Genomic DNA, 20,630 nt, shown 5'->3' with positions numbered 1-20,630 from the left:
GGAAATGCAGCCGCCGCGCGTATCTGAAGCACCCAGCCCCGAGGTCATCCCCCTGTCCAAGCGCCGCGTCTCCCTGATTCTCCTCGCGCTTGCGCTGCTGGCCGGCGCCGGCGGCGGGGCCTGGTACTGGCGGCAGCGGCAGGCGACGGCCGAAGCACAGGCGGCCGCACCTGTTCGTCCCGGCCGTGGCGGCGCCCCGGTACCGGTCACCGTGGCCGCGGCGCAGCAGCAGGACGTGCCGATCCGGCTGGATGCCATCGGCACGGTGCAGGCCTTCAACACCATCACCGTCCGCGCCCAGGTCGACGGCCAGCTGCTGGAGATCGCCTTCAAGGAAGGCCAGATGGTCAAGCAGGGCGATGTCCTCGCCCGCATCGACCCGCGCAGCTACCAGGCGGCGCTCGACCAGGCGGTGGCGAAGAAGGCGCAGAACGAGGCGCAGCTGGCCAATGCCCGGCTCGACCTGCAGCGCTACACCACCCTGGCGCGGAACGAGGGCGTCTCGAAGCAGCAGCAGGACACCCAGCGCGCCCAGGTGGCTCAGTTCGAGGCGCAGGTAGCCGCCGACCAGGGCGCGATCGACGCGGCGCGGACCCAGCTTTCCTTCACCACCATCCGCTCCCCCATCAATGGCCGGGTCGGGCTGCGGCTGGTTGACCAGGGCAACATCGTCCGGGCCGGCGACGCGACCGGCATCGTCACGGTCTCCCAGCTGCAGCCCATCGCCCTGGTCTTCACCCTGCCGCAGCAGGAGCTCGGCCGGGTGCAGGAAGCGATGGCCCGCGGCCCCGTCCCGGTCCAGGTGGTGCGTGCCCCCGGCGCGTCGCAGCCGGAGGGCGAGCTGCTGACCATCGACAACGCGGTCGATGCGCAGACCGGCACGATCCGGCTCAAGGCCTCCTTCGCCAATGAGGACCTGCGGCTCTGGCCCGGCGCCTTCGTCAACGTACGGCTGGAGGTGGACCGGCTGCGGGGCGTCACCACCTTGCCGCTGGTCGCGGTGCAGCGCGGGCCGGAGGGTGCCTTCGCCTTCGTGCTCAAGCCCGACCGCACGGTGGAGCAGCGGCCGCTGCGGCTCGGCGCGCTGACCGCGACCGAGGCGGTGGTGCGCCAGGGCATCCAGCCCGGCGAGCGGGTGGTGACCTCCGGCGCGCTACGGCTCAGCCCCGGCGCCGCGGTGACGCCGACCGAGGAGGGCGAGCCCGCCCCCGGCCCGGCCCCCGGCGAGCGGCGGCTGCGGCCGCGCCAGGCCGCGGACGCCAGGCCGTGAGCCCGGCGGCTGACGGGGGGGCGGGCCGCCCGGTCCCACCGCCCTCGCCGCAGCGCTTCGGCGGCGTCTCCGCCCCCTTCATCGCCCGGCCGATCGCCACGACGCTGCTGGCGATCGCGGTGCTGCTGAGCGGGTTGTTCGGCTACCTGCGCCTGCCGGTCTCGGCCCTGCCGGAGGTCGACTTCCCGACCATCGAGGTGACGACCACCCTGCCCGGCGCCTCCCCGGAGACCGTCGCGCTGCTGGTCACGGCATCGCTGGAGCGCCAGCTGGCGCAGATCGCCGGGCTGACCGACATCGTCTCGACCAGCGGGCCGGGCACGTCGCGGATCACCCTGCAGTTCAACCTCGGCCGCAGCATCGACGACGCGGCGCAGGACGTGCAGGCGGCGATCAACGCCGCTAGGGGCACGCTGCCCGGCAACCTGCCCTACCCGCCGACCTATGCGAAGGTGAACCCGGCCGACCCGCCGATCATCACCTTCGCCCTGACCAGCGACACGCTGCCGATCTTCCGCCTCTCGGATGCCGCCGACACGCTGCTGGCGCAGCGGCTATCGCAGGTCACCGGGGTCGGCCGCGTGCTAGTGCAGGGCACGATGCGGCCGGCGGTGCGGGTGCAGGCCGATCCGGTGCGGCTGGCGGCCTACGGCCTCTCGCTCGAGGATGTGCGGACCGCGATCGCCGCCGCCAACGTCAACACGCCGAAGGGCAGCGTCGACGGGCCGCGCCAGGCCTCCTCGGTCATGGCGAACGACCAGCTGAAGGACCCGGCCGACTTCGCCCGGCTGATCATCGCCTGGCGCAATGGCGGGCCGGTGCGGCTGGCCGATATCGGCGCCGCGGTGCAGGACCTCGAGAACACGCTGAACGGCGCCTGGTACAATGGTGGGCCCGCGGTGCTGATCGACGTCCAGCGTCAGCCGGGCGCCAACATCGTCTCGACCGTCGAGGACGTCAGGGCCCAGCTCCCCCTGCTGCAGAAGGCGCTGCCGCAGGGGGCGACGCTTTCGATCGTCTCCGACCGGACCGCGACGATCCGCGCCTCGGTGCACGACGTGCAGTTCACCCTGGTGCTGGCGGTGGCGCTGGTGGTGGCGGTGATCTTCGTGTTCCTGCGCAGCGGCCGGGCCACGCTGATCCCCGGCATCGCCCTGCCGCTGTCGATCATCGGCACCTTCGGGGTGATGGCGCTCTGCGGCTTCTCGCTCGACAACCTCTCGCTGATGGCGCTGACCATCGCCACAGGCTTCGTGGTCGACGACGCCATCGTCATGATCGAGAACATCGTCCGGCTGATCGAGGAGGGGAAGCGCCCGCTCGAGGCGGCCTACGAGGGGGCGGCGCAGATCGGCTTCACCGTGGTGTCGCTGACCGTCTCGCTGGTCGCGGTCTTCATCCCGCTGCTCTTCATGCAGGGCGTCGTCGGGCGGCTCTTCCAGGAATTCGCCCTGGTGCTGACCATCAGCGTCGTCGTCTCCATGGTCGTCTCGCTTACCCTGACGCCGATGATGTGCGGCTACCTGCTGAAGCCGGCCGCGGTGCAGCGTCCGGGGCGGCTGTCCCGGATGACGGAGCACGTTCTGGACGGCATGCGCGATGCCTATGGCCGCAGCCTTCGCTGGGCGCTGCGGCACGAGGCGCTGATGCTGCTGCTGGCGACGCTGACCGTCGCCGGGACGGTCGCCATGTACATGGTCATGCCGAAGGGCTTCCTGCCCTCCCAGGACACCGGCCTGATCGTCGCCACCATGGAGGGGCCGGAGGATGCCTCCTTCAGCCGCATGGCGGCGTTGCAGCGCGGCGTGGCCGAGGCGATGCGGGCCGACCCGGACGTGCTCTCCGTCACCTCGGTGATCGGCGCTAGCATCGTCAACCCGGCGCAGAATACCGGGCGGCTAACCGCCGTGCTGCGGCCGCGCGATGACCGTGCGCTGGATGCCGCCCGCATCATCGCCCGGATGCAGCCCGGCCTCGACGCGCTGCCGGGCGTTACCGTCCACCTTTCCCCGGTGCAGGACATCCAGATCGGCGCCCGGCCGGGCAGCACCGCCTTCCAGTACACGCTGATGGACCCGGACCCGGTCGAGCTGGGCCACTGGGCCCCGATCCTCGAGCGCCGGCTGATGGCGTTGCCGATCCTGCGCGATGTGTCCTCGGACCGGCGGGACGGCGGGCTGCGTGTCACGGTCGATGTGGACCGAGACAAGGCCGGCCGGCTCGGCGTCACCATGCAGGCGATCGACGACATCCTGTACGACGCCTTCGGCCAACGGCAGATCAGCACGATCTACACCCAGAACAACCAGTACCGCGTGGTGCTGGAGGCCTCGCCCGAATTGCGCGACGACCCGTCCATGATCGGCCTGCTGCGGGTTCCGGCCACCGCCGGCCAGGCGGCGACGGCGCAGGGCACGCCGGTGCAGTCGCCGGCCGGCACGCCGCAGGTGCCGCTGTCGGAATTCGCCACGATCGGCCGCGGCCCCGGACCGCTGACTGTGACCAAGCAGAGCCAGTTCCCCGCGGTGACGCTCGGCTTCGACCTTGCCCCCGGCGCTTCGCTGGGCGAGGCCGTCACGGCGATCCGCGCGGCGGAAGTCGAGATCGGCCTGCCCGACACCATCGCCGGCAGCTTCGCCGGCGATGCCGCCGAGTTCCAGCGCTCGCTGCGCGGCGAGCCCTGGCTGATCCTCGCCGCCATCATCGTCATCTACATCGTGCTTGGCGTGCTCTACGAGAGCGTGATCCACCCGATCACCATCCTCTCGACCCTGCCCTCGGCGGGCATCGGCGCGCTGCTGGCGCTCCGGGCCTTCGGGCTCGACCTCTCGGTCGTCGGGCTGATCGGCATCGTGCTGCTGATGGGCATCGTCAAAAAGAACGCGATCATGATGATCGACTTCGCGCTCGAAGCGCAGCGCGACCATGGCCGCACGGCGCGCGAGGCGATCGAGGAGGCCTGCCTGCTGCGCTTCCGCCCGATCATGATGACGACCCTGGCCGCCCTGCTCGGCGCCCTGCCGCTGGTGCTGGAAAGCGGCACGGGGTCGGAGCTGCGCCTGCCGCTCGGTGTCTCGGTCGTGGGCGGGCTGCTGCTAAGCCAGGTGATCACGCTCTACACGACGCCGGTCATCTACCTGGCGATGGAGTCGCTGCGGGACCGCGCCCAGCGCCTGGTGCAGCGCCGCGTGCCGGTGCCGGCCGAGTAGCATGTCGATCAGCGCTCCCTTCATCCTGCGGCCGGTCGGCACCGGGCTGCTGGCGATCGGGCTCGCGCTGGCCGGCTTGCTTGCCTATGCCTGGCTGCCGGTGGCGCCGCTGCCGCGGGCCGAGATGCCGACCATCGCGATCGGCGGCGGGCTGCCGGGCGCGGACCCGGAGACCATCGCCGCATCGGTCGTCGCCCCGCTGGAACGCCGGCTCGGCGCCATCGCGGGCCTTGCCGAGATGACCTCCTACTCCGCGCTCGGCGCTTTCTACATCGTACTGCAATTCGAGCTGTCGCGCGCGATCGACGGCGCGGCGCGCGACGTGCAGGCGGCGCTGAACGCCGCCGGCACCGACCTGCCGCCACTGCCCAATCCGCCCTGGATGAACAAGTTCAACCCGGGCAGCGCGCCGGTGATGGTGCTCGCGATGAGCGCCGGGACGCTGACCGCCGGGGCCGTCTACGATGCGGCGGACAGCATCGTCGCACCGCGCATCGCCCGCATCCCCGGCGTCGCCGCGGTGCAGATCCAGGGCGCCGAGCAGCCGGCCATCCGCGTCACCATCGATCCTGCGGCAGCGCGCGCCGCCGGCGTCGGGCTGGAGGCGGTGCGCCAGGCGATCGCCGAGAACAACGTGACGCAGGCGACCGGGCTGGTGGACGGCGCGCTGCAATTCGCCCCGGTCTCGGTCAACGACCGCATGGCGGCGCCCGAGGATTACGGCCGCATCGTGGTCAGGCGGCAGGGCGATGCCATCGTCCACATCGCCTCGATCGGTCGGGTCGACGTCGATGCCCGCGACCGCCGCCAGGGCGGCACCGTGGATGGCCGCCAGGCGGTGACGCTGACCGTCTTCAAGCAGGCCGATGCAAACGTCATCGAGGTCGCGGACGGCATCCGCGAGGTGCTGCCGCAGCTCAGGCGCTGGCTGCCGGGCGGCGTGGTGGTCGACACCATCCGCGACCGGTCGGAAACCATCCGCGCCAGCGTGCACGACGTGCAGCAGACCCTGATGGTCTCGGTCGCCCTTGTGATCCTGGTGGTCGCCATCTTCGTGCGCCGGCTCTCGGCGGTGGTGGCGACCGGCGGGGCGGTGCCGCTCTCCCTGCTCGGCACCCTGGCCGCGATATGGCTGGCCGGCTTCTCGCTGAACAACCTGACGCTGATGGCACTGACCATCTCGGTCGGCTTCGTGGTCGATGACGCGATCGTCATGATCGAGGCCATCGCCGTGCTGCGCGACCGCGGCATGCGGCCGCTGCAGGCGGCGCTGGCCGGGGCGCGGCAGATCGGCTTCACCGTGGTCTCGATCACCGTCTCGCTAATCGCAGTCTTCATCCCGCTGGTCTTCATGGATGGCGTGCTCGGCCGCATGTTCCGCGAATTCTCGGCGACGCTGGCGATCGCGGTCGCGCTCTCGGGCCTCGTCTCGCTGACCGTCACCCCGATGCTGGCGGCGCATATGGCGCGCCGCGCGCCACCGCCGCCCGGCCGGCTCGGCCAGGCGATCGAGCGCGCCATCGCGGCGCTCACCGGGGCCTATGTCCGGAGCCTCGGGCGCGTGCTGCGCTGGCGGCGGGCGATGCTGCTGGGGACGCTCGGGCTGATCGGCACCACCGTCTGGCTCTATGTCATCGCGCCGAAAGGCTTCTTCCCGGACCAGGATACCGGGCTCGTCATGGGCAACACCAAGGCGCCGCCTGACATATCCTACCGCGCCATGCTGCATCGGCAGGAGAGCGTCGCCGAGGTGCTGCGGGCGGATCCGGCGGTGGCGCACGTCGTCTCCGTCATCGGTGTCGGCAACGGCAACGGCCTGGTCAGCTCGGGCCGGCTGATGGTCAGCCTGAAGCCGCGCGCCCAACGCCCCGGCGTCTCCGCGGCCGAAGTGGTACGGCGGCTGCGGGCGCCGCTCGGGGCAATTCCCGGTATCGATGCCAGTCTCTGGGCGGTGCCGGAGATCTGGGTCGGCGGCCGGCCGGATGCCTCCTCCTTCCAGTTCGTGCTGCTCTCGACCGACGTCCCAGCGCTGCAGACCTGGGCGGAGGCTCTGGTGCAGAAGCTGCGGACCCTGCCCGGCATCGAGGACGTCTCCTCCGACCAACAGAACCCGGGTCTTGTCACCCGGCTCGCCATCGACCGGGATGCGGCATCGCGGCTCGGCGTCTCGGTGCAGGCGATCGCCCAGGCGCTGAACAGCGGCTTCTCCCAGCGCCAGGTCTCGGTGATCTACCGCGACCGCAACCAGTACCGCGTGGTGCTGGAGATCGAGCCGGCGCTGCAGCAGCACCCCGAACAGGTGGACGATATCTGGCTGCCCGGCAGCGGCGGCGTGCAGGTGCCGCTCGCCTCCCTCGTCACCGCCGCGCCCGAGACGGCACAGATCTTCATCACCCATCGCGGCCAGCTGCCGGCGGCGACCATCGGCTTCACGCTAGGCCAGGGCATGTCGATCGGCGAGGCGACGGCGGCGGTGGAGCGCGCCGCGGCCGAGATCGGCCTGCCCGACAGCATGCGGACCGAATTCGCAGGCAGCGCCCGCGCCTTCCAGTCCTTCACCCGAAGCCAGCCGCTGCTGATCCTGGCGGCGCTGCTGACCATCTATGTCGTCCTCGGCGTGCTCTACGAGCACCTGCTGCACCCCATCACCATCCTGTCCACCCTGCCGACCGCCGGCATCGGCGCGTTGCTGGCGCTGCGGATCTTCGGGCTCGACTTCTCGGTGATCGCCCTGGTCGGCGTCATCCTGCTGATGGGGATCGTCAAGAAGAACGGCATCATGATGGTCGACTTCGCGCTGGAGCACGAGCGCAGCCAGGGCCTGGGCGCCGAGGCTGCCATCCTGGAAGCCTGCCGCGAGCGCTTCCGGCCTATCCTGATGACCACGCTCGCCGCCGTCTTCGGCGCCGTGCCGCTGCTGTTCGAGAACGGCGCGGGGTCGGAGCTGCGGCACCCGCTCGGCGTCGCGGTCATCGGCGGGCTGCTGCTGAGCCAAGTGATCACGCTCTACACCACGCCCGTCATCTACCTGGCGATGGACGGGCTGCAGCGGCGCGCCTTCCGGACTTTTGCGCGCGCGCCGGTGGCGGCGGAATAGCATGTCGATCAGCGAACCCTTCATCCGGCGGCCCATCGGCACGGCCCTGCTTGCGATCGGCATGGCGCTGGCCGGGATCGTCGCCTATTTCGCCCTGCCCGTGGCGCCGCTGCCGAGCGTCGACCTTCCGACCATCGTGGTCGGCGCCACCCAGCCGGGCGCCGACCCCGCGACCATGGCCTCCTCCGTCGCGGCGCCGCTGGAACGCCGGCTCGGCGCCATCGCCGGGGTGTCGGAGATGACCTCGACCTCCTCGCTCGGCACCACTTCCATCGTCGTGCAGTTCGACCTGTCGCGCAGCGTGGAGGGCGCGGCGCGCGACGTGCAGGCGGCGATCAACGCGGCGGGGTCGGACCTGCCGGCCGGCCTGCCCAACCCGCCCTATTTCCGCAAGGCCAATCCAGGCGACGCGCCGGTGCTGATCATGTCGATGGCTTCCGGCACGGCGACGCCGGGCGCCGTCTACGATGCCGCCGACAGCGTGGTCTCGCCCCGCATCGCCCAGGTGCCGGGCGTCTCCCAGGTGATCATCGCCGGTTCCGAGCAGCCGGCGATCCGCGTCACCGTCGACCCGGCCGCGGCCAAGGCGGCGGGGGTGGGCCTGGAGGCGATCCGCCAGGCGATCAGCCAGAACAACGTGACCCAGGCGACCGGGCTGATCGATGGCCGGGACCAGGCCTCCGCCATCGCGGTCAACGACCGGCTGAACACGCCGCTCGACTATGCCGGGATCATCGTCAAGCAACAGGACGGCGCCATCGTCCGCCTCGCCTCGGTCGGCCGCGTTGCGCTCGATGTCCGGGATCGCCGCCAGGGCGGCACGGTCGACGGCAAGCCGGCCGTGGTCATGATCATCTTCAAGCAGTCGGACGCCAACGTCATTGAGGTGGTGGACGGCGTGCAGAGGCTGCTGCCGCAGCTTGAGCGCTGGCTGCCCGGCGGCATCACGGTCAGCACCATCCGCGACCGGTCGGAGACGATCCGTGCCAGCGTGCACGACGTGCAGCAAACCCTGCTGATCTCGATCGCCCTGGTGATCCTGGTGGTGGCGATGTTCCTGCGGCAGACCTCGGCGGTTGCCGCCGCCGGCGCCGCGGTGCCGCTTTCGCTGCTCGGCACGCTCGGGGCCATGTGGGTGCTGGGCTACTCGCTCGACAACCTCTCGCTCATGGCGCTGACCATCTCGGTCGGCTTCGTGGTCGACGACGCCATCGTCATGATCGAGAACATGGCGCGGCTGACCGAGCGGGGGATGAAGCCGCTGCAGGCGGCGCTGGTCGGCGCCCGGCAGATCGGCTTCACGGTGGTCTCCATCACCGTCTCGCTCATTGCCGTCTTCATCCCGTTGCTCTTCATGGGCGGCATCGTCGGCCGGTTGTTCCGTGAATTCTCGGTGGTGCTGGCGATCGCCGTGGCGATCTCAGGCATCGTGTCGCTGACTCTGACGCCGATGATGGCCGCGCACCTCGCGCGCAGCGCACCGCACCGGCCAGGGCGCATCGGCCGGGCGATCGATGCCGGCATGGACGGGCTGACCCGCGCCTACCTCTGGAGCCTGCGGCGCGTGCTGCGCTGGCGGCGCGCCATGCTGGTCCTCACCCTCGGGCTGATCGGCCTGACGGTCTGGCTCTACGTGATCGTGCCCAAGGGCTTCTTCCCGGACCAGGACACCGGTCTCGTCATCGGCACCACCCGGGCGCCGCCGGATACCTCCTACCAGGCCATGCTGCAGCTGCAGGACAAGGTCGTCGCGGTGCTGCAGAAGGACCCGGCGGTGGCCAGCATCGCCTCCTCGGTCGGCGGCGGCAACGGCAATGCCTCGGTCAGCCAGGGCCGGATCTTCCTCAGCCTGAAGCCGCTGAACGAGCGGCCGGGCGTGACCGCGAACGACGTCATCAACCGGCTGCGCCGGCCGCTCGGCGCCATCCCCGGCATCCAGACCTTCTTCCGCGCGGTGCAGGACATCGGCATCGGCGGCCGGGCGGGCAATGCCGCGGTGCAGTTCGTCCTGCTCTCGCCGGACCTGGAGGGACTTGAGGTCTGGTCGGAGAAGCTGGTCAACCGGCTGCGGACGGTGCCCGGCATCCAGGACGTGTCGTCCGACCAGCAGCGCGCCGGGCTGGTGGCGCGGCTGACCATCGACCGGGAGAAGGCCGCGCGCCTCGGCGTCAGCGTGCAGGCGGTGACCAGTGCGCTGAACAGCAGCTTCGCCCAGCGCCAGGTCTCGGTGATCTACCGCGCCCGCAACCAGTACCGGGTGATCCTCGAGGTCGAGCCCGGCCTGCAGCAGCACCCTGAACAGGTGGACGAGATCTGGCTGCCCGGCAGCGGCGGCGTGCAGGTGCCGCTCGCCTCCCTCGTCACGCTGGAACGCACCACGGCGCCGCTGGCCGTCACCCACCAGGGCCAGTACCCCGCGGCCACCATCACCTTCAACCTCGCACCGGGCGTCGCGCTCGGCAATGCCACGGCGCTGGTGCAGCAGGCGGCCGACGAGATCGGCCTGCCCGACGGCATGCGGACGGAGTTCGCCGGCAATGCGCGGGCGTTCCAGTCCTTTGCCCGCGACATGCCGCTGCTGATCCTGGCCGCGCTGCTGACTATCTACATCGTGCTCGGGGTGCTTTACGAGCACCTGCTGCATCCGATCACCATCCTGTCGACGCTGCCCACCGCCGGCATTGGCGCCCTGCTGGCACTGCTGGTCACCGGCACGCCCTTCACCGTCATCGCGCTGATCGGCGTCATCCTGCTGATGGGCATCGTCAAGAAGAACGCCATCATGATGGTCGACTTCGCGCTGGAGCATGAGCGCGAGCAGGGCGTCGGCGGCGAGGTGGCGATCCTCGAGGCCTGCCGCGAGCGTTTCCGGCCGATCCTGATGACGACGCTCGCCGCGGTCTTCGGCGCCATTCCGCTGGCGCTGGCTCATGGCGCGGGGTCGGAGCTGCGCCAGCCGCTCGGCGTCGCCATCATCGGCGGTCTGCTGCTGTCGCAGCTGCTGACGCTCTACACCACGCCGGTGGTCTACCTGGCGCTGGACGGGTTCGGGCGGAAGCAGCGGGTGCCGGTGCTGGCCGCGGCGGAGTAGCGGCGCCCAAGGTCCGGGCCCCGTCCTGCCAGTCCCTGGGCTCGGCACCCGCCGTGCGACGGAAACCGATTTGCAAGCATGGACGAAGGATCCGGGAAGGATACCTCCGCCCCGGCCTGCCTTCCTCAGCCCGGCGTCATCGGCGCCAGCAGCGCGCGCACATCCGGCAGCGCTTCCAGCACGTCCATCATCCCGACCAGACTCCCGGCGCCCGACGGTTCCAGCGGCGCGGCGGCATGCGCCCAGCAGCCATGGAACTTCGCCAGCTGCGCCTCGCGCGACAGCGGCCGTGCCGGGCTGGCCAGCATCGCCTCCACCCGGTGCGACAGCACCCGCCCGTCGCGCAGCCGCACCTCCACCTGCTGCGGCAGCAGGGCATTCGGGTTCGCATCCTCCACCCGGGTCACCGTCACCCGCCGCGCCAGGGCGTAGGTCGCCGGGTCCGCCAGCGCCGTGCCGCGGAACTGCGCCAGCTCGATCCGGCCATGCTGCAGCAGCTTGGCCAGGACGAAGGGCAGGCAGAGCCGTGCATAGGCGGCGGTCGGCGCCGGCAAAGCCGGGCGGTTGACCAGCTGGTTGATCAGCGGCGGCGCGGCGACCGTGATCGCCTCCACATCCTCCGGCCCGAAGCCGTGCGCCGCGCGCAGCGCCATCACCGCATCGATGCCGCCGTGGGTCGCCCGGCCGCTCGGGAAGGGCTTGTGGCTCAGCTCGGTCACCCGCCAGACCTGGCCGAGTTCGGCCAGCACCGGCGCGCAGTCCCAGGCGCCCTCGAACAGCGGGAGATAGCCAAACGTTCCCTCGAAGGGTGCGTCGAGGCCGGGGAAGCCCGCCGCCGCCAGGTCGCAGCTCTGGATCGCGGCGCGGGCGTTGAAGCCGATCTGCAGCGGCAGCAGCGGGCTGCCCTCGGCATGCGCCTGCATGGTGCCGCTGGCCTGGCCGAGCTGCATTCCGAAGGCAGCCAGGGTGCGTGCGGCGTCGAAGCCGCGCAGCCGCGCCAGCCCGGCCACCGCGCCGAAGCCGCCCGAGGTCGCCGGGCGGAAGAACCGCCAGCCCTGCCGCGCCGCGAGCCCGAGGCTGCAGGCGACATCGACGCCGGCCACCACGGCGGTGATCAGGTCCTGGCCGGAGGCGCCGCCGCGGAGCTCGGCCTCGGCCAGCAGCACCGGCAACAGCGTCGCCATGCTGTGCAGCACGGCGCCCTCATGCAGGTTGTCGTATTCCTGGCAGTGGATCTGGAAGGCATTGACCAGTGCGGCGGCGCTCGGGGCCAAGCGTTCGGCGGTGCCCCAGACGGCGGCGCCGGTCCTCTGCCCCCAACCACGCGCGGTGGCCAGCAGCGGCGCTGCCTCGGGCACGCTGCTGCCGGCGATGCCGACGCCGAGCGTGTCCAGGATGAAGATCTTGGCCTTCTCCACCACCTCCGGTGGAAGCCCGGCGAAGCGCAGCCCGGCGGCATGGGCGGCAAGGCGATGGGCGGCGTCGGGCTGGCTCATGCCGGGCATGATGCCGGGACGCGGCGGAAGCTGCTATCCCACCCGCGATGGGTTTGGGGAATGCGGGATGGATCCGGTGGTGGTGGCGGTGGCGCGGAGCGCCTCGCATGACTTCAGCAAGCCGGTCGCGCCGGAGATCACCCTGCTGGCCGGCCTTGGCGTGGCCGGAGACGCGCATGCGGGCGAGCGAGTGAAGCACCGCTCGCGCGTGGCCCGCGACCCGACGCAGCCGAACCTACGCCAGGTCCATCTGCTGCATGCGGAGCTGCTGGAGGAGCTGGCCGGGCGCGGCTTCGCGCTGGGGCCCGGTGACGTGGGGGAGAACCTGCTGACCCGCGGCCTCGACCTGCTCGGCCTGCCGGCCGGTACCCGGCTTCGGCTCGGCGGAACGGCCGAGATCGAAGTGACCGGGCTGCGCAATCCCTGTGCCCAGCTTGACCGGTTCCAGGCCGGCCTGACCGCGGCGATGCTGGACCGCGCGCAGGATGGCGGGCTGGTCCGCAGGGCCGGGATCATGGCGGTGGTGCTGGCGGGCGGAGTGGTGCGGCCGGGCGACCGGATCGGCGTGACCTTGCCGCCCCGCCCGCACCGGCCGCTCCTGCCGGTCTGACCGAATCCGCCGTCAGCGGTGGCGCGCCGGGTCCTGTCCCTGGCCGAGGAGGCTGCCGATCAGCCCGCCGATGCCGCCGCCGCCCAGATCCGCCTCCTGCTGCGGCACCCGGCCCTGCGGCGTCATGCGGTCCACGGCCTGCGGCAGCATGGCGCTGAGTTCCTGCAGCAGGGTGCCGCGATCGGTGCCGGCGCGCTGCGCCGCCTCGTCCAGCTCATGCGGGTCGAAGCCACGCTCCAGCTCCTGCGGGGAGACCGGCTGGTTCGTGCCGGGCTGCACCCAGCTGTCGACCTGCTGGCCAAGGCCATGGTTGCGCAGCCCGGCGAGCAGCCCGCCGAGGCCACCGAGCAGGCCGCCGCCGGCGCCGCTCCCGAGCAGCCCGCCGAGCACCCCGCCCAGACCGCCACCCATGCCGCCGCCAAACCCGCCGCCCTGGCTGGTCCCCTGGCTGGCCGGCCCGCTGGCGCCGCCGCCAAACAGCCCGCCCAGCAGCCCGCCGAGGCCACCGCCGCCTTCCGGCTGCGGCATCGCGTCGCCCTGCCGGTGCTTCATCAACTGATGGATCAGCAGCGCCACCGCCGCCAGCTTCACTCCGTTCGGCAGGCCGCCGCCCAGGCCACCCGTATGGCCGTTGCCCGACCCGCCGGAAAAAAGATCGCTCATCCTGGCATGCTCCGTTGTCTGCGTCGGGGTGCCAACGCATCCGGTGCCGAATGAATTGGCACACGGGCGCGTGAATGCTAGAATGTATACCATGCTTCGTAGCCGGGTATCGGACTGCCCCACCAAGATCCCGCGGCCCGGCACCCCTGCCGGCGCTCCTCCCGGGCAGCGCCGCCACGCGTTGGTCCAGGTGCTGCTGGTCTGCCTGTCGGTCCTCCTGCCCCTCGGGCTGTTCGGCTGGACCGCCTTCGGCGAACGGCAGCAGGCGATGCAGGATGCCGGGCATTCCGCGGACCGCACCATCGCCGTGCTGCACGAGCATGCCGCCCGGGTGCTAGAGACCAATGAGCTGGTCCTGTCGGAGGTGATGCGGCAGACCGAGGGCCGCAGCTGGGACGAGATCGGCCGCGACAGTCGGCTCTGGACCTATCTGCTGCGGGTCGCCGCCGATCTCGGACAGCCGACCGACATCACCCTGGCGGATGCCACCGGCCGGGTGCGGATGACCACCACCCGCTTCCCGGCGGCGCGCGACGACAGCCTGGCGGGACAGGAGGATTTCGCGGCGTTGCGCCGCCGGCAGAGCTGGACCCATGTCGCGGTGCTGCCGGAGACCGCGCTGACGCCGCGGCAGATCACCCTCAGCCGCCGGCGGGTCGCCGCCGACGGCAGCTTCGACGGCATCCTGCGCATCGGCCTGCCGGTCAGCCAGTTAAGCGCCTTCTGGGCCCGCTATGCGCCGAATACCCGCTACGTCGTCACCCTGGTGCGCAGCGACGGGCGCGTCGTCACCCGCTGGCCCAGCGCGACTTTGCCGGAATGGGTTTCAACCGACGGCCTGCTGCTCCGCAGCGCCCTGGTGCAGCGGGACGGGCATTTCGCCGGGATCTCCGGCATCGATGGCGTCGAACGGGTCAGCGCCTTCAGCCAGGTGCGCGACTACCCGCTGCACCTGGTCTTCTCGGTCGAGAAAACCGCCGTGCTGCAGGAATGGCGCGAAAGGGTGACGCTGCTCGGCCTCTATACCATGCTCGCCGCCGCGGCGCTGCTCGGCATGGCGCTGATGACGGTGCGGCAGTACCGCGAGCAGCGGCAGGATTCCGGCCGCTGGCGCGAGATGGCGGAACAGCTGGCGGCGGAGAGCGCGCGGCGGGAACAGGCTGAGGCAGCGCTGCGCCGGGCGCAGACGCTTGAGGCGGTCGGCCAGTTGACCGCCGGCGTGGCGCACGACTTCAACAACCTGCTGCAGGCGATCCGCAGCGGGCTCTTCCTGCTGGCACCGCGGGTGCCGGAGGCCTCCCGCAAGGTGGTGGATGCCAGCCTGCAGGCAGTCGACCGCGGCGCCAAGCTGGTCCGGCAGCTGATGGTCTTCTCGCGGCGGGAGGCGCTGCAGCCCCGCCCCGTCGATCCCCGCGCGCTGATCGCCGGCGTTGGGGAGTTGCTGCAGAAGGCGGTCGGCGCGCCGGTGGCGATCGAGACCGCGATCGCGCCGGACATCGCCGCTGCCATGGTCGACCCGACCCAGGCCGAGCTCGCGGTGCTGAACCTGGCGATCAACGCGCGCGACGCCATGCCGCAGGGCGGCACGCTGACGATCGGCGCCCGCAACGCGAGGCTGGCGGCCCCGCAGGGCGCCGCCCCGGCCGGCGACTATGTCGTGCTCTCGGTCGCTGATACCGGCATCGGCATGCTACCCGAGGTGCTGGAGCGGGTGCTGGAGCCCTTCTTCACCACCAAGGCGGTGGGCAAGGGCACGGGGTTGGGCCTGTCCATGGTGCATGGCTTCGTCACCGGCTCCGGCGGCGACATGCAGATCGAGAGCCGGCCGGGGATCGGCACCACGGTCAGCCTCTGGCTGCCGCGCGCCGAGGCGCCGGCGCTGCCCGAGGAGCGGCCGGCCCAGCAGGCGCGGGCGGCGGCCGGCGGCGCCGGCTGCAGCCTGCTGCTGGTGGACGACGACGCCCTGGCCCGGCTGGCGACCGCGGCGGCGCTGCGCGAGATGGGGCATGAGGTCGCCGAGGCGCGCGACGGCGAGGAGGCGCTGATCGTGCTCGGCCAGCGGCGCGACCTGCGGGTGGTGGTGACCGATTACGCCATGCCGCAGATGAACGGTGCCGAGCTGGCGCTGGCGGTGCGGCGGCAATGGCCGGCGCTGCCGGTGATCATGATCACCGGCTATGCGGCCGGCCTGCCCGGCGGCAAGCCGCTGGGCGTGCGGGCGCTGCTGCGGAAGCCGTTCCGGATGGAGGAGCTGGACGGCGCGGTGCGCAGCGCGGCGGGGCTGGAGGCGGTGGCCTGACCCCTATCCCGGGATGTTCGGGTCCGTCAGCCGCCGGTGTTCCTCGAGCGCGTAGCGGTCGGTCATCCCGGCGATGTAGTCGCAGACCACCCGCGCCGCCTGGGCCGAGCCCGGCTCCCCCGCCCGGTCGCGCCATTCCTGCGGCAGCATCTGCGGCCCGCCATGCAGCAGTTGGAAGATCATCTGGCTGGCCCGCTTCGACTTCTGCATCGCCCGGTTCACCCGCCAGTGGCGGTACATGCGGTGGAACAGGAAGTCGCGGATCAACAGGTTCGCCTCGAGCATCGGCGCCGAGAAGGCGACCACCGGCTCGGCCGCGGCGCGAATGTCGTCGGCGCTGCGCGGGGCGATCGCCTCGATCCGCCGCGCCGATTCGGCGACCACGTCCTGCACCATGGCATTGATCACCCGGCGCACCGTCTCGGTGATCATCCGGTCGCGGGCGATGTTCGGGTAGCTGGCCCGCACCTCCTGGTAAGCATCGCCGATCAGCGGCAGGGCGGCCGCCTCCTCGATCGTGAAGAGCCGGGCGCGGATGCCGTCGTCGAGGTCGTGGTTGTTGTAAGCGATGTCGTCGGCCAGCGCCGCGACCTGTGCCTCGGCGGAGGCATGGGTGCCGAGGTCGAGCGAATGCCCGGCGCTGTAATCCGCGAGGTAGCCGGCCGGGCGGCGCACCGGGCCATTGTGCTTCGCCAAGCCCTCCAGCGTCTCCCAGGTCAGGTTCAGCCCGTCGAAGGCGGCATAGCGGGCCTCGAGCAGGGTGACGACCTTGAGCGACTGGGCATTGTGGTCGAAGCCGCCATAGGGCCGCATCTGGCTGTCGAGCGCCTCCTCGCCCGCATGGCCGAATGGCGGGTGGCCGAGGTCGTGCGCCAGCGCCAGCGCCTCCGCCAGATCCTCGTCCAGCTGCAACCGGCGGGTGATGGCGCGGGCGATCTGCGCCACCTCTATGCTGTGGGTCAGCCGGGTGCGGAAGTAGTCGCCCTCATGGAAGACGAAGACCTGGGTCTTGTACTGCAGCCGCCGGAAGGCCCCGGTATGGATGATCCGGTCGCGGTCGCGCTGGAAGGGGGAGCGTGCGTCGCCGCCCGGCTCGGCATGCAGCCGGCCGCGGGAGGATGAGGGCTGGACGGCCCAGGGCGCGCGCGCCTCGCTGGTCATCCGGATTGCCTAACAGCCCCCATCCCGGGCCGCAACCGCGGGGATGGTTGGAAATCCGGGCCCCGCTGCCCTATCTTCCGGGCCATGATTTGCGGCGGCCCGCCCGTGGGCGCGGCTGCCAGGAGAGAGCGATGCCCGACGGTTCCGACCTGCCCCGCTTCCGCGTCACCCCCGGCGCCGCCGCCCAGGTGGCGGATATCGCGCGCCGGCAGGGCAAGCCCGGGGCCGGGCTGCGCGTCTCGGTCAGTGCCGGCGGCTGTTCCGGCTTCCAGTACGGCTTCGAGCTGGAGGACGCGCCCGCCGCCGACGACCTGGTGGTCGAGGCCGGCGGCACCCGGGTCTTCGTCGACCCGGTCTCGCTCGACCTGCTGGCCGGCTCCGAGCTCGACTGGAACGAGGCGCTGATCGGTGCGCATTTCGTGGTCCGCAACCCGCAGGCGGTGTCCGGCTGCGGCTGCGGGGTCAGCTTCGCGGTGGCCTGAGGGCACGCCCTTACCAAAGCCGGCCGGACGGGCGATGCTGCGGGGATGACCCGCCTCGCCACTTTCAACGTGAACTCGATCCGCCGGCGCGTGCCGCACCTGCAGCGCTTCCTCGCGCGGCATAGTCCCGACCTCGTCTTTCTGCAGGAACTGAAGTGCCGGACGGAGGAGTTCCCGGCGATCGAGCTTGCCGGCACCGGCTACGAGATGCGCGCCGTCGGCCAGCCCGGCGGCCGCAACGGCGTGGCGGTCCTGGGCCGCATCCCCTTCGAGGTAACGGCCGAGGCATTGCCGGGCGAGGACGGCGATTCCCATGCCCGCTTCGTCGCGGTGCGCGCCGCCGGGATGGAGGTCGCCGGGATCTACCTGCCGAACGGCAATTCCGGCGGTGAGGACGGCTATGCCTACAAGCTGCGCTGGATGGAGCGGCTGGGCGAGTGGCTGCAGGTGCGGCTCGACGCCTTTGCACCCGTCGCGGTCCTGGGCGACTTCAACGTGTGCCCGACCGATGCCGATCTCTCGCCGGGAGCCCTGCCCGCGACCGATGCGCTGGTCCGGCCGGAAACCCGCGCGCGTTACCGGACGCTGCTGCATGCCGGGATGACCGACGCGCTCGCGGCCCTGCATCCGTCGGATGCAGCCTTCACCTATTGGGACTATGGCCCGGCCTTCGAATCCAACCGCGGCCTGCGGATCGACCATATCCTGCTCAGCCCGGAACTGGCCGAGCGGCTGGTCGAGTGCGGCGTCGACGTCGCCGCCCGGGCCGAGGAGCAGCCGAGCGACCACGCCCCGGTCTGGTGCGACCTGCGCTGATGCCAGCGCCGACCGGGGCGCGGCCTGCCGTCAGTAGCTCGGGCGGACAGTGACCGTAGACGGCGGCGACTGCAGCACCATGGGCTGCTGGGCCGGCTGCTGCACGACCACCGGCGCGGGCGCCGGGCGCTCCCGCTCGACATAGGTGCAGGCGGTGACCGCGAAGCCGGCGGCGAGCATGGCAATGGCGGACAGGATACGCATGGCGGGTGCCTCCTTTGCTGGACCAATCCCATCCGACAACGAAGTACCCGCCTTCCGGTCGCGTGCCGGAAAGGCAACGTCAGCGTGAGGCGCTACCAGCGCCGATAGCCGTACCCATAGCCATAGGGACGGTAGCCATAGCCGTAGCCATAGGGCCGCGGCGCGTAGTAGGGCCGTGGGGCGACGTAGACGCTGGCCGCCGGCGGGTAGTAGGCCGGGGCGGCCGGATAGGCCACGCAGCCGCCGAGGGCGGCCAGCACGGGCAGCAGCAGGATACGCAGCGAACGCATCGGGGGGCTCCTTCGATCGGTGATGAAACACCGGGCTTGCGGCGAAACGCGGGCGGAACCGCGTTGCCCCCCCTTACGATTGCGTCACCCCTGCCCCATCGCCGGGCTACTGATCGGCATAGACATGCGTCTCCGCCGCGCCGCCCGGGTGGGTGACGGCACCGAGATGCGCCGGACCGACCAGTTGCGCATACTTCCACAGCGCGCCGGCATTGTAGTCGGTGCGGCGCGGCTGCCAGGCGGCGCGGCGGGCGGCCAGCTCGGCCTCCGGCACCAGCGTGTCGATGCTGCCCTTCTCCGCGTCGATCACGATCCGGTCGCCGTTCCGCAGCAGCGCGATCGGGCCGCCCACCGCCGCCTCCGGCCCGACATGGCCGATGCAGAAGCCGCGCGTGGCGCCGGAGAACCGCCCATCCGTGATCAATGCCACCTGCTCGCCCATGCCCTGGCCATAGATGGCCGCGGTGGTGGAGAGCATCTCCCGCATGCCGGGACCGCCCTTCGGGCCCTCGTAGCGGATGACGATGATGTCACCCGGCTTGTAGGCGCGCTGGTCGACTGCGGCGAAGGCCTCCTCCTCGCTGTCGAAGCAGAGCGCGCTGCCCTCGAAGCGCAGGGTCTTCATGCCGGCGATCTTCACGATTGCGCCGTCCGGCGCCAGGTTGCCCTTCAGCCCCACCACGCCGCCGGTGGTGGAGATCGCCTTGCTGACCGGGAAGATGACGTCCTGATCGAGCGGGAAGACCACGTCCTTGTGGTTCTCCGCCAGCGTCTTTCCGGTGACCGTCATGCAGTCGCCGTGCAGCAGACCGGCATCCAGCAACGCCTTGATGATGACCGGGATGCCGCCGACCTTGTAGACGTCGAAGGCGACGTATTTCCCGCCCGGCTTCAGGTCGGCGATATAGGGCGTGCGGCGCATGATCGCGACCACGTCGTCCATGGTGAAGTCGATGCCGGCCTCATGCGCCATCGCCGGCAGGTGCAGCCCGGCATTGGTCGAGCCACCGGTGGCGCCGACGACGACCGCGGCATTCTCCAGCGACTTGCGGGTGACGATGTCGCGCGGGCGGAGGTTGAGCTTCACCAGGTTCATCACCGCCTTGCCCGATTCGACGGCCCAGCGGTCGCGCTCCTCATAGGGGGCGGGCGTGCCGGCGGAGCCGGGCAGCGCCAGGCCGATCGCCTCGCTCACCGTCGCCATGGTATTGGCGGTGAACTGCCCGCCGCAGGCACCGGCACTCGGGCATGCCACGCATTCCAGCTCGTGCAGCTCCTCGTCCGACATGTTGCCGGCGGCGTGCTGGCCGACCGCTTCGAAGACGTCGACGACGGTGACGTCCTTCCCCTTGTACTTGCCGGGCAGGATCGAGCCGCCATACATGAAGACAGAGGGGATGTTCAGCCGCAGCATGGCCATCATCATCCCCGGCAGCGACTTGTCGCAGCCGGCGAGCCCGACCAGCGCGTCGTAGCAATGCCCGCGCACGGTCAGCTCCACCGTATCGGCGATCGCATCGCGCGAGGCGAGCGAGGACTTCATACCCTGGTGGCCCATGGCGATGCCGTCGGTCACCGTGATGGTGGTGAATTCGCGCGGCGTGCCTTCGGCCTCCTTGACGCCCTGCTTGACGCTCTGCGCCTGGCGCGAGAGGTCGATGTTGCAGGGCGCGGCCTCGTTCCAGCAGGTGGCGACGCCGACGAAGGGCTGGTCGATCTCCGCCTCGGTCAGCCCCATGGCGTAGTAGTAGCTGCGATGCGGCGCGCGGTCCGGCCCCACGGTGGTGTGGCGGCTGGGCAGCTTCGACTTGTCCCACTTGGTCATCGTCATCCTCCACGCCGGGCCCGCGACGGGGCGTGCCCCGCTGCACCGCCCGCTTGGGGCCGAATGGCCCTTGGAAACCTTAAGTTTCCCGGGGCCGTGTTGCCAAGGGACGACCGG

Annotated in this window: 14 protein-coding genes; 8 read left to right on the top strand and 6 right to left on the bottom strand. The window is 71.3% G+C overall.

Going from position 1 to position 20,630, the window contains the following annotated elements:
- Positions 1 to 4: 4 nt before the first annotated feature.
- Genes E2C06_RS04065 through E2C06_RS04050 form a run of 4 tightly spaced genes read left to right on the top strand, consistent with a single transcriptional unit; the run spans position 5 to position 10,667 of the window.
- Positions 5 to 1,270, top strand: coding sequence for an efflux RND transporter periplasmic adaptor subunit (locus E2C06_RS04065; RefSeq protein WP_133287285.1), 1,266 nt, complete (start codon positions 5 to 7; stop codon positions 1,268 to 1,270).
- A complete protein-coding gene (locus E2C06_RS04060; RefSeq protein WP_133287284.1) occupies positions 1,267 to 4,479 on the top strand; it encodes an efflux RND transporter permease subunit in 3,213 nt (1,070 codons plus the stop codon). The genes E2C06_RS04065 and E2C06_RS04060 overlap by 4 nt, the downstream gene beginning before the upstream one ends.
- A gap of 1 nt (position 4,480) precedes the next feature.
- Entirely contained in the window at positions 4,481 to 7,576 is a 3,096-nt protein-coding gene (locus E2C06_RS04055) for an efflux RND transporter permease subunit (RefSeq protein WP_133287283.1), read from the top strand.
- 1 nt (position 7,577) lies between these two features.
- On the top strand, positions 7,578 to 10,667 hold the full coding sequence (locus E2C06_RS04050; protein ID WP_133287282.1) for an efflux RND transporter permease subunit: 3,090 nt from the start codon (positions 7,578 to 7,580) through the stop codon (positions 10,665 to 10,667).
- A 125-nt stretch (positions 10,668 to 10,792) separates the two neighbouring features.
- Here the strand turns inward: E2C06_RS04050 and E2C06_RS04045 are convergent, their stop codons facing one another.
- Positions 10,793 to 12,163, bottom strand: coding sequence for an MmgE/PrpD family protein (locus tag E2C06_RS04045; RefSeq protein WP_165982199.1), 1,371 nt, complete (start codon positions 12,161 to 12,163; stop codon positions 10,793 to 10,795).
- Between the two features lie 67 nt (positions 12,164 to 12,230).
- Between E2C06_RS04045 and E2C06_RS04040 the strand changes: the two genes are divergently transcribed.
- Positions 12,231 to 12,773, top strand: a complete 543-nt coding sequence (locus E2C06_RS04040) for an MOSC domain-containing protein (RefSeq protein ID WP_133287280.1) — start codon at positions 12,231 to 12,233, stop codon at positions 12,771 to 12,773.
- A gap of 12 nt (positions 12,774 to 12,785) precedes the next feature.
- On the opposite strand, the gene E2C06_RS04035 is transcribed toward E2C06_RS04040, so the two are convergent.
- Positions 12,786 to 13,436 (bottom strand): YidB family protein, encoded by a 651-nt coding sequence (locus E2C06_RS04035; protein WP_165982198.1) that lies wholly within the window; start codon positions 13,434 to 13,436, stop codon positions 12,786 to 12,788.
- A gap of 91 nt (positions 13,437 to 13,527) precedes the next feature.
- Here E2C06_RS04035 and E2C06_RS04030 point away from each other — a divergent pair, with 91 nt between their 5' ends.
- Entirely contained in the window at positions 13,528 to 15,735 is a 2,208-nt protein-coding gene (locus E2C06_RS04030) for an ATP-binding protein (RefSeq protein ID WP_165982197.1), read from the top strand.
- Positions 15,736 to 15,738: 3 nt separating this feature from the next.
- On the opposite strand, the gene E2C06_RS04025 is transcribed toward E2C06_RS04030, so the two are convergent.
- A complete protein-coding gene (locus tag E2C06_RS04025; RefSeq protein WP_133287277.1) occupies positions 15,739 to 16,896 on the bottom strand; it encodes a deoxyguanosinetriphosphate triphosphohydrolase in 1,158 nt (385 codons plus the stop codon).
- Between the two features lie 131 nt (positions 16,897 to 17,027).
- Between E2C06_RS04025 and E2C06_RS04020 the strand changes: the two genes are divergently transcribed.
- Positions 17,028 to 17,378 (top strand): HesB/IscA family protein, encoded by a 351-nt coding sequence (locus E2C06_RS04020; RefSeq protein ID WP_133287276.1) that lies wholly within the window; start codon positions 17,028 to 17,030, stop codon positions 17,376 to 17,378.
- Positions 17,379 to 17,423: 45 nt separating this feature from the next.
- The gene (gene xth / locus E2C06_RS04015) at positions 17,424 to 18,194 is read left to right on the top strand and encodes an exodeoxyribonuclease III (protein WP_133287275.1); all 771 of its coding nucleotides are present in this window, start codon (positions 17,424 to 17,426) and stop codon (positions 18,192 to 18,194) included.
- Positions 18,195 to 18,224: 30 nt separating this feature from the next.
- Here the strand turns inward: xth and E2C06_RS37365 are convergent, their stop codons facing one another.
- From E2C06_RS37365 to ilvD, 3 genes are all read right to left on the bottom strand, one after another.
- Entirely contained in the window at positions 18,225 to 18,398 is a 174-nt protein-coding gene (locus E2C06_RS37365) for a hypothetical protein (RefSeq protein ID WP_165982196.1), read from the bottom strand.
- A 92-nt stretch (positions 18,399 to 18,490) separates the two neighbouring features.
- Entirely contained in the window at positions 18,491 to 18,688 is a 198-nt protein-coding gene (locus E2C06_RS04010) for a hypothetical protein (protein ID WP_133287274.1), read from the bottom strand.
- A 106-nt stretch (positions 18,689 to 18,794) separates the two neighbouring features.
- Positions 18,795 to 20,513 carry a dihydroxy-acid dehydratase gene (ilvD, locus tag E2C06_RS04005; protein ID WP_133287273.1) on the bottom strand — a complete coding sequence of 573 codons (1,719 nt, stop codon included), beginning with the start codon at positions 20,511 to 20,513 and terminating at the stop codon, positions 18,795 to 18,797.
- Between the last annotated feature and the right edge of the window lie 117 nt (positions 20,514 to 20,630).

The sequence above is a fragment of the Dankookia rubra genome (genome assembly GCF_004355005.1).
GTDB classification, from domain to species: domain Bacteria; phylum Pseudomonadota; class Alphaproteobacteria; order Acetobacterales; family Acetobacteraceae; genus Paracraurococcus; species Paracraurococcus ruber_A.
The sequence above is the reverse complement of the archived record's forward strand: the minus strand, read 5'-3'. Positions and strand labels throughout refer to the sequence as shown.